The sequence below is a fragment of the Microbacterium testaceum genome (genome assembly GCF_001476285.1).
Classification (GTDB): domain Bacteria; phylum Actinomycetota; class Actinomycetes; order Actinomycetales; family Microbacteriaceae; genus Microbacterium; species Microbacterium testaceum_B.
In genome coordinates, this window is sequence record NZ_LDRU01000017.1 from 1 (window position 1) to 9009 (window position 9009).

At 72.1% G+C, this 9009-nt stretch carries 9 protein-coding genes; 1 reads left to right on the forward strand and 8 read right to left on the reverse strand.

The genetic code is table 11. The features are described from left to right. Positions 1 to 33: 33 nt before the first annotated feature. Genes NS283_RS03740 through NS283_RS03765 form a run of 6 tightly spaced genes read right to left on the reverse strand, consistent with a single transcriptional unit; the run spans position 34 to position 4962 of the window. Positions 34 to 882, reverse strand: coding sequence for a MurR/RpiR family transcriptional regulator (locus NS283_RS03740; RefSeq protein WP_058595550.1), 849 nt, complete (start codon positions 880 to 882; stop codon positions 34 to 36). Then, on the reverse strand, positions 872 to 1696 hold the full coding sequence (phnE, locus tag NS283_RS03745) for a phosphonate ABC transporter, permease protein PhnE (protein WP_058595551.1): 825 nt from the start codon (positions 1694 to 1696) through the stop codon (positions 872 to 874). Before phnE (NS283_RS03745) ends, NS283_RS03740 begins: the two co-directional genes overlap by 11 nt. Further along, the gene (gene phnE, locus NS283_RS03750) at positions 1693 to 2487 is read right to left on the reverse strand and encodes a phosphonate ABC transporter, permease protein PhnE (RefSeq protein WP_058595552.1); all 795 of its coding nucleotides are present in this window, start codon (positions 2485 to 2487) and stop codon (positions 1693 to 1695) included. The genes phnE (NS283_RS03745) and phnE (NS283_RS03750) overlap by 4 nt, the downstream gene beginning before the upstream one ends. Continuing rightward, complete coding sequence (gene phnC / locus NS283_RS03755; protein ID WP_058595553.1) at positions 2484 to 3302, reverse strand: phosphonate ABC transporter ATP-binding protein; 819 nt, start codon at positions 3300 to 3302, stop codon at positions 2484 to 2486. Before phnC ends, phnE (NS283_RS03750) begins: the two co-directional genes overlap by 4 nt. Next, positions 3299 to 4273, reverse strand: coding sequence for a phosphate/phosphite/phosphonate ABC transporter substrate-binding protein (locus tag NS283_RS03760; protein WP_058595554.1), 975 nt, complete (start codon positions 4271 to 4273; stop codon positions 3299 to 3301). Before NS283_RS03760 ends, phnC begins: the two co-directional genes overlap by 4 nt. A 26-nt stretch (positions 4274 to 4299) precedes the next feature. Continuing rightward, on the reverse strand, positions 4300 to 4962 hold the full coding sequence (locus NS283_RS03765; RefSeq protein ID WP_058595555.1) for an HAD family hydrolase: 663 nt from the start codon (positions 4960 to 4962) through the stop codon (positions 4300 to 4302). Positions 4963 to 5074: 112 nt separating this feature from the next. Here NS283_RS03765 and NS283_RS03770 point away from each other — a divergent pair, with 112 nt between their 5' ends. Next, on the forward strand, positions 5075 to 5689 hold the full coding sequence (locus NS283_RS03770; RefSeq protein ID WP_193752628.1) for an amino acid deaminase: 615 nt from the start codon (positions 5075 to 5077) through the stop codon (positions 5687 to 5689). A 267-nt stretch (positions 5690 to 5956) separates the two neighbouring features. Here the strand turns inward: NS283_RS03770 and NS283_RS03775 are convergent, their stop codons facing one another. Then, positions 5957 to 7084, reverse strand: coding sequence for a LacI family DNA-binding transcriptional regulator (locus NS283_RS03775; RefSeq protein WP_058595556.1), 1128 nt, complete (start codon positions 7082 to 7084; stop codon positions 5957 to 5959). Positions 7085 to 7093: 9 nt separating this feature from the next. After that, a complete protein-coding gene (locus tag NS283_RS03780) occupies positions 7094 to 8956 on the reverse strand; it encodes a glycoside hydrolase family 3 protein (protein WP_058595557.1) in 1863 nt (620 codons plus the stop codon). Positions 8957 to 9009: the final 53 nt, after the last annotated feature.

The window sequence follows — 9009 nt, forward strand, 5'->3', positions numbered from 1 at the left end:
ACAGGATGCCACGGACCTACGGCCCGCGGAACGTCAGCCCGCGTCGCCGAGGTTGTCGGAGAGGATCTCGAGCACGCGGGACCGGGAGAGGTCGGCCTCGCCCGCGCGGACGGCGGCCACCGCGTCGACGAACGCCTCGGCGAACACCGCGTGCGCGATGCGGGAGGTGTGCTCGAGCTCGTCGCGGAACGTGCCACCCGACGCGAGCACGAGGGAGAGGTCGGCGCGCTCCGTCAGCGGCGAGGCCGAGAACGACGTCAGGGCGATCACTCGCGCCCCCGCGGCACGCGCGGCGGACGCCGCGCGCAGGCTCGCCTCGTTCGCCCCCGAGCCGCTGATCACGACGCAGACGTCCTCGGGAGCGAGGTGCCGGGCCGCGATCTGCTGCCCGATCGGGTCGCCCACGGTCTCGGCCGGGCGGCCCACGGCGGTCAGACGCATCGCGAGGTCGATCGCGACCGGTGCCGAGAGGCCGCTGGCCACCACCAGTAGCCGCCGGGCGGCGACGACCGCGGCGACGGCGTCCGAGACCCCCTCGGCATCCAGCAGACTCGTGACCGCCCGCAGGTCGTCGGCGATGCGATCGATCGCGGAACGGATGCCGCCGAGCGCGCCGTCCTGTGCGACCGGGGCGACCGCCCGGCGACCCCGTTCGGCGGCGAGCGCCACGCGCAGTTGCGGATACCCGCGGTATCCGAAGGTCTGGCACGCGCGCACGACCGAGGAGCGCCCCACGCCCACGCGGTCGGCGATCTGCTGCGCGGTGAGCTCGATGACGGCATCCGGATCATCGACGATGAGGTCGGCGACGCGGCGCTCGCTCGGCTGCAGGGAGTTGCGCACCGCGGCGATGCGCGCGGTGACGGGCACCTCAGCGGACACGGGGACCTTCCATGATGCGGCGGCGGATGCGACCCGACACGGCGTCGATCGCGACGGTGACGACGACCACGACGATCAGGAGCATCCCCACCGTCGACCACTCACGGTACTGGGTGTACGAGGTGAGCATGTCGCCGATGCCGCCCACGCCGATCAGGCCCAGCACGGCCGACGCGCGCACGTTGATCTCGAAGCGGTACAGCCAGAACGAGAAGAACGTCGGCGCCGCCTGCGGCCAGACGCCCCAGCGCAGCACCTGCGCGGTCGACCCGCCGGCGGCCCGGGCGGCCTCGATGGGACCGGGGGCGACGTTCTCGACCGCCTCGTAGCCCCACTTTCCGAGCGTTCCCACTCCCCCGACCGCGAGGGCGAGTGCGCCGGTGAGAGGGGTGAGGCCGGTGACCGAGAGGATGATGATGGCGAAGACGAGTTCGGGCACGGCACGCACGAGCGAGAAGACGAAGCGCAGGGCGACCCGAACGGGCGCGGGTCCGAAACCGCGCGCCGCGATGAGCGAGAGCGGGGTGGCGATCAGGATGCCGAGCACCGTGCCGATCCACGCCATCTCGACGCTGCGCCACGTCTGCCAGAGCGCCTCGGGCAGCTTCGCCCAGTTGGGCGAGAGGAACATCAACCCGAGGTAGCGGACGATCTCGGCGGGGAGCTCGCCGAGCCGCGACCACGTGATGTCGGCCGACCAGAAGGCCGCGATCACGATGACGCTGACCGCGACCCACGACAGGGTGCGAAGCGGCCGACGCCGGCGCGCGGGCACGGCGAGCGCCGCGGGGCGGGCGGGGGCGAGGACGGTCATACGAGCCTCCGGCGGATCGCGTCGCTGACGGTGTCGAGCACCACGACGATCACGAGGATCTCGAGGATGACGAGAGACAGCTGGTCGTAGCGGTAGAAGGTGCGCACCGCGTCGATGAGGAGGCCGATGCCGCCCGCGCCGACGAGTCCGAGCACCGTGGACGCGCGGACGTTGAGCTCGAAGACGTACAGCGTCTGCGAGACGAACGTGGGCCAGGTGTCGGGCAGCGCGATCGTGCGGTTGATCTGCGTCTGCGAGCCGCCCGCGGCGCGCCCGGCCTCGAGCGGGCCGGCGTCGGTGGCGTCGATCGACTCGGACACGAGCTTCACGACGATGCCGACGTTGAACAGCACGAGCGCCAGGATGCCCGGCAGCGCTCCGACCCCGACCATGGCGACGAGCACCGCCGCGTAGACGAGCTCGGGCACCGCGCGGATCACGTTCAGGATGCCGCGCACGAGAGCCCGTGTCGGGGTGAACGGATTGGTGGGCCGCGCGGCCCAGAAGCTCACCGGCAGCGAGATCGCCGCCCCGACGGCCGTGCCGATGACGGCCATCTGCAGCGTCTCGAGGATCGGGCCGACCGTGCGGGGGAAGAACGTCCAGTCGGGGGTGAGCAGTTCGACGATGCGGAGTGCGCCCTGCTGCCAGTTGCGCGCGATCGCGGCGAGGTCGAGACCGACACCGACCCCCGGCAGGCACATGACCGCCGTGACGGCGACGATCACGAGCGCGGCGGCCCACGGCATCCATCGTCCTCTCGGACGCGGAGGAACGGTGAGGGAGGTCATCGCTCGAGCCGATCGGCCGCGGTCACCGAGCGACCGTAGATCTCGGCGAAGTCGGCATCGGTGGCGGATGCCGCGGGCCCGTCGTACACGATCTCTCCGGCGCGCATGCCGATCATGCGCGTGCCGTACTCGCGGGCGAGGTCGAGCAGGTGGAGGTTCACGAGCACCGTGATGCCGAGGTCGTCGTTGATGCGGCGCAGGTCGTTCATCACGCCGCGCGCGGTGGGCGGGTCGAGGCTCGCGACGGGTTCGTCGGCGAGGACGATGCGCGGCTGCTGCGTGAGCGCGCGGGCGATCGCGACGCGCTGCTGCTGGCCGCCGGAAAGCGCCGAGGCGCGGTCCCAGACCTTGGGCAGCATCCCGACGCGGTCGAGCGCCTCGAACGCGAGCTCGCGATCCTCGGGCCGGTACGCGCCGAGGAGCGTGCGCCACAGCGGGGTGTGCGCGAGGCGGCCGACGAGCACGTTGTTGAGCACGCTCGTGCGCCCCGCGAGGTTGAAGCTCTGGAACACCATGCCGATGTGACCGCGCGTCTCGCGCAGTCGACGGCCGGAGGCGCCGTCGATGCGGCGTCCACCGACCTCGACCGTGCCCGAGGTCGCCGGCACGAGACCGTTGATCGTCCGGATGAGCGTCGACTTGCCCGAGCCCGAGAGCCCCACGACGGCGACGAGGTCGCCCGGGGCGATGTCGACGCTCACGTCGCGCAGCCCCATCGTGCCGTTGGGGTAGCGCACCGAGACGCCGTCGAGGCGGATGCCCCAGGGCGCCGAGGTCTGAACCTCGACGCCCCGGGTCACGGAACCGGTGGTCACTGGAGTCCGAGCTCCTGCGCGGCGCGGGCGACGACGTCGAGCGACGACGGGTCGGCCGGGGCGAGCTTGGTGATCGAGTAGACGGCTTTGAGCGCGGCAGAGCCCTCGTCGGTGGTCGAGTACTCCTCGAGCGCCGTCGAGATCTTCTTCTGCAGCTCGGGCGAGAGGTCCTTCGACACGGCGACGCCGTCGTTGGGGATCTCGTTGGTCAGGCCGAAGACGACGACCTTCTGGCCCACGTCGGGCTTGTCCTTCTGCACGAGCGTGCGCGCGTCCCAGAAGCTGAAGCCGACCTCGGCGTCGCCGTTGTACACCGCGAGCACGGACGCGTCGTTGGCGGTGACGGGAACCTTCTGGAAGCCGCTGTCGATGTCGACGCCGGCCTCCTTCAGCGCGAGCATCGGGTAGATGTACCCGGCGGGCGAGCCGGGACCGAGCACGGCGACCTTGGCTCCCGCGATCTTGGTGATCGAGTCGAGCCCGGCCGGGCCCTTCAGCGCGTCGGCGCCGTTGCAGAAGCTCATGCCGTCGCGCTCGACGACGGGCGTCGAGCAGTACTTGTCGGGGTTGTTCGTCATGAACTGGCCGGGGTAGGTGATGTTGCCGTTGCGCTCGGTCTGGAGGACGACCGATGCGCCGTAGCGGTCGTTGGCCTGCCAGAGCTGAAGCGACGGCAGGAAGCCGATCTGGGCCTGGCCCGCACCCATGGCCTCGACGGCGGCCTGGTAGTCCTTCGACACCACACCGGTGACCGGGATGCCGAGCTTCTCGGTGAGCATGTCGGTGAGGGGCTTCGCGGTGTCGACGAGGTTCGCCTGATCCTGGGAGGGGACGAGGGCGAGCACGAGCGAGCTCGGGTCGGCGGCGGGCTCGGACGCGGCCCCGGCGGCGCCGGAGCACCCGGCGAGCGAGACGGAGGCGAGGGCTGCCGCGGCGAGGGCCGTGGCGAGACGGAGACGACGAGTGTTCATGATTCCTTCTGCGGGTCGGGTGGAGATCAGGCGGAGAACGGAAGACGGGCGGCCTGCACCCACTGGGCGAGCGCCGGCAGGAGCTCGTCGAGGGTGTCGGCGCGGTAGGTGGGGTGGGCGGCGGGGTCGGGGTAGCCGCCGACGAGGGCGGTCGCGTGGCCGCGGGCGTGCGCGGGTGCGAGGTCGTTGCGCCAGACATCGCCGATCGTGAGCACGGGGGTGCCCGCCTCGAGGCTGTCGAGCAAGGCCTCGAGCCCCGCGGGCTTGGCCGCGTCGGTGACGATGCGGTCGAACAGTCCCGCCAGGCCGAGCGAGGCGAGGGCCTCGTCGAGCCGGGTCGCCGGCGCGTTCGTGACGAGGAGGCGCTCGGCATCCGTGGTCCGGAGAAACTCCGCGAGGCCGGCGGCGACCGCGACGGGCGCGTCAGGGGTGCCGAGCTGGGCGCGACTGGCGGTGTAGGCGGCGGCGAGCGCGTCGTCGCCGATCCCCTCGGCCTCGGCGACGCGGCGGACGACGTCGTAACCGTCGATCGCGTCGCCCGAGGGCTCCGCGAGGCGAGCGGCCACGGCGGAGACGAGGGCGTCGGCGGATGCCGCGTGCGCGGCGACCGCGCGGGCATAGGCCAAGAGGGGGCCGTCGCCGAGGGCGACGGTACCGTCGAAGTCGAAGATGAGGACGGGGCGAGGCAAGGAAGCTCCTGTCGTGGACGTTGCGTCCATGATGCGCCCCAAATGTGGACGGAATGTCCACGTTAGATGAACGCCGTGTAAACGATGCGCGGGAGCGTCGTAGCGTGGAGCGGTGCAGACCCTCGACGCCGCCGCGCACCTCGCCGTCTCCGACCCCGCGTCCGCGATCGACTCGCTCCCCTGGCTCGCCTCCGCCCTCGCCGACGACCGCGCCGCCGGGCGCTTCGACGCGTGGGGACGTTCGACGGTGATCGATGAGAACGTCGGGGCGGCCGTGCTCCCCCGCGGGGTGTTCGACGAACTGCACGAGCGGGCGGGCCTCGCGGCGGAGTGGCCGATCGGCAACGCCGGGGTGCTGCACGTCTACGGCTATCTGCTCTCGACGACGCCCACCCCGTACGGCTTGAAGCGCGAGCGGTGGCTGTCGGGCGAACTGGAGCGCGCGTGCGGGCTCGAGACCGGGGCGCTGCTGCCCTGGGCGCCGCCGGAGACGCTGCTGTCACGCGCGACCGCGGCGGCCTCGACCCTGCTGGCCCGCGCCGACGCCGTGACCGAGGAGTTCGAGGGCCGCACGGCACGGATCGCGCTCGGCGTCCCGCTGCCCGACGGCTCCGCGGCTCTGGCCTACGCCGTCGACGGGCGGATCGTCACGATGTTCCCGGTGGCCGATCCCGGCGGCGTGCGGGCGGGCCTGGGCGCCCCGCGGCTGAGGTGGAACGCGGCCTGACCGGCCCTCGGGGACCGTCAGGCGGAGTTCCCCGCCGACACGCCGGGCCACGGCATCCCGGACCGGCGTGTCACCCACGGACCCCGCACGACGGCACGGCCAACCCACCCGGAGCCGTCAGGCGGAGTTCCCCGCCGACACGCCGGGCCACGGCATCCTGAACCGGCGTGTCACCCACGGACTCCGCACGACGGCACGGCCGACCCACCCGTCGCGAGCCGGACGACCCGGCACGACGGCACACCCGCCGACGGTCAGGCGCCGACGTCAGCAGCCGCAGCTCTCCCGCACCAGCACCCGGGGCTCGAACACGACGTCGAACGGGCCGCCCGCGGGCGGGGCCCCGGCCGCGCCCGCGAGGATCCGCGCGGCGGCTCGCCCCATGGCCTCCATCGGCTGGCGCACGGTCGTCAACGGCGGACTGGTCAGGCGCGAACCGAGCGTGCCGTCGAAACCCGTGACGATCACGTCCTCGGGCACGCGCACTCCTTCGGCCGCGAGCACGTCGAGCAGCGTGAACGCGTTCTGATCGGTCGCGCAGACGAACGCCTGCGGCATCCGCCCGTCCGCGATCAGCGCCCTCACCTGCGGCACCAGGTCGTCTTGTCCGCGGACCGTCGCGTCGACGATCTCGGGACGAGTCCGGATGCCACGGGCCTCGAGCTCCGTGATCATCGCGTCGCGTCTCTCCACGGCATCCGTCGCTTCCAGACGCCCCACGAACGCGAGGTCGGTCGCGGCGTGCTCATCGACGAGGTGGGCGACGAGCGCGCGCATCCCGCGGGCGTTGTCGACGCGGACCCGGTGGTGCGCGTCGTCGGCCGGTGCGGCGCTGAACAGCACGATGGGGATGCTCAGGGAATGCCGGGCGAGGGTCGGCGCGGTCTGCGGGGAGGGGAAGATCGCCAGCCCGTCGACGCGCCCGACGGTGTCGGCGACCGAGACGTCGGCATCCGATCCGCTGCTCAACATCACCGGACGTCCGAGCGCCCAGCACTCCAGCTCGAAGCCGCGCTGCACCTCGTCGACATACAGGGGGAAGGCACGCGGGTCCGACAGCACGTCGTCGTCGGTCTGATCCCAAGGGATCACTCCCCCGGTGTCGAGCGGCGGGGACTGCATGCCGCTCAGCGGTTGTGCGAGAGGGTCGGCGCGCTCGAGCAGCAGGTCGAAGGCGTGCAGGCCCAACGTGCCGGTCCGCCCGCGTGCGAGTCCGCGGGCGGCGCCGCTGGGGGCGTACCCCAGCCGCCGCGCCGCGTCGAGGACCCGCTGCCGCGTGGCGTCGCTGAGCTTGTCGGGTCGGCGGAACGCGAACGACACCGACGCGATCGAGACGTTCGCCTCGTTCGCGACGTCGTACACGGTCGGTCGTCGCGTCGTCTGCCCCTCCGCCATGAGCCGCCCTTACCCCCTCTGCCCCACGGTCGCCGGCTCCTCCAGCTCGAGCCCGTGGTGCACGGGGAAGACGGGGTCGCCGGTGTCCGACGGTACATCCTCGCGCGACGAACGCACGGCATCCATCGACCGGGGGATCTCGATCGGCAGGCGCCCGCGCGGGGGCACGCGGCCGGTGAGGGCGTCGAGCACGGCCGCGGCCGAGCTTCCATAGTCGGCGACGATCGCCGCGGCGTGATCCACGAACGGGGTCAGGATCGCCGGCCGGTCCAGGTTCACGACGAGAACGAGAGGACAGGATGCCGCGATCTGCTGCAGCCGGTACACGAGGCCCGGCGCGAACTCGAGGGAGCCCTGGTGGAACCACGCCTCGAGGAAGAGGTCGTCGCGCGGCTCGAACGGCGCGCCGATGCGGACGAGCGCGAGATCGGCCTCGGCGGGGTCGGTGACGACGCTGCCCAGCTCGGCGACGTCGCCGGCACGGAAGCCCTCGACGTACACCGCGCCGGTGGGACGCAGCGGCAGCACGCCGCCCTCGTTCACGAGCACGGTCAGCGAGCGCGCCTGCGCCCGCTCCCCCAGCGCCCGGAACTCGGCGTTGCCGACGATCCGCTCGGCCTCGTCGACGTCGACGTAGGGGTCGTCGAACAGCCCGAGCTGGAACTTCACCCGCAGGAGGCGCCGCGCCGACGCGTCGATGCGCTCCTCGGACACCCGGCCCGAGCGGACGAGGTCGACGAGCATCTCGACGCACTCCTCCCCGCCGAACTGGTCGCTACCGGCATCCAGGATCTTCTCCATGCGCTGCACCGCGGAGAGGTGCTCGACTCCCCACGCGCGGGCGGGCAGAACCTGGTCGCCGACGTGATTGTCGTTCACGAGCTCCCAGTCGGTGACGACGACGCCGTCGTATCCGAGCTGTTCGCGGAGCAGCCCCGTGATGATCTGCCGGTTGTAGCCGAAGCCGACCTCTTCGATCGGCTGCCCGTCGACCTCGAGGCCGACCGGCATGCCGTAGTACGGCATCATGCCCGCGGTGCCGCGACGGATCGCCTCGCGGAACGGCTCGAGGTGGTAGTCGAACATGCCGCCGGGGTAGACCTGCTCGCGCCCGTAGGGGAAGTGCGCGTCCTCGCCGCCCTGCTGCGGCCCGCCGCCCGGGAAGTGCTTGGTCGTGCAGGCCACACTGTCGGGTCCGAGCTCGTCGCCCTGGAAGCCCTGCAGGTAGGCCGCGGTGAACTCGGTGACGCGAGCGGCATCCTGTCCCAGGGTCTGCGCCTGCCGCCCCCACCGCGGCTCGGTGGCGAGGTCGATCTGGGGGTGCAGGGCCGCGCGGATACCGACCGCGACGTACTCGCGGCGAGCGACCTCGGCGAACTCGCGCACGGTCTCGACGTCGTCGAGGGCGGCGAGCCCCAGCCCCTCGGGCCACTGCGAGAAGGGACCTGCCGAAAAGGCCACACCCGTGTTCTCGACGAAGGCGTGACGCGGATCGGTGCTGATGGTGACCGGGATGCCGTGCGGCGTCGTCTCGGCGAGAGCCTGGAGGTTGTTGTTCCAGGTCGCCGCCTGCCGGGCGGTGCGGATCGCGTGCACGTTGAAGTGGTTCATGTACTTGTGCACGACGACCGTCGTCGTCGGCGACTTCGAGATCTTGCCGGGGGCCTCGAGCACCTCGCCGTCGTCGCCGACCTCGATGACGGTCTGAAACATCAGCCCGATCTTCTCCTCGAGGCTCAGGCGGCCGAGGAGGTCCTCCGTCCGCTCGTCGACGCTGAGGGTCGGGTTCTCGTACGGGTCCATCACGCCGTTGCCGTTCAGGTCGCGGAAGCGCGTGCCGTCGGGCGCGGTGAGGAAGCGGGCGGAGGTCATGCGGGGGATCCTTTCGGGGCCGCCGGTGCGCGGACCGGCGGCCCCGAAAGGAT

Bases quoted from the DNA above. Each gene is read 5' to 3' on its own strand.
- phnE (WP_058595551.1), bottom strand. From the start codon at position 1,696: ATGACCGTCCTCGCCCCCGCCCGCCCCGCGGCGCTCGCCGTGCCCGCG.
- NS283_RS03780 (WP_058595557.1), bottom strand. From the start codon at position 8,956: ATGACCTCCGCCCGCTTCCTCACCGCGCCCGACGGCACGCGCTTCCGC.
- NS283_RS03760 (WP_058595554.1), bottom strand. From the start codon at position 4,273: ATGAACACTCGTCGTCTCCGTCTCGCCACGGCCCTCGCCGCGGCAGCC.
- NS283_RS03775 (WP_058595556.1), bottom strand. From the start codon at position 7,084: ATGGCGGAGGGGCAGACGACGCGACGACCGACCGTGTACGACGTCGCG.
- phnE (WP_058595552.1), bottom strand. From the start codon at position 2,487: ATGACCTCCCTCACCGTTCCTCCGCGTCCGAGAGGACGATGGATGCCG.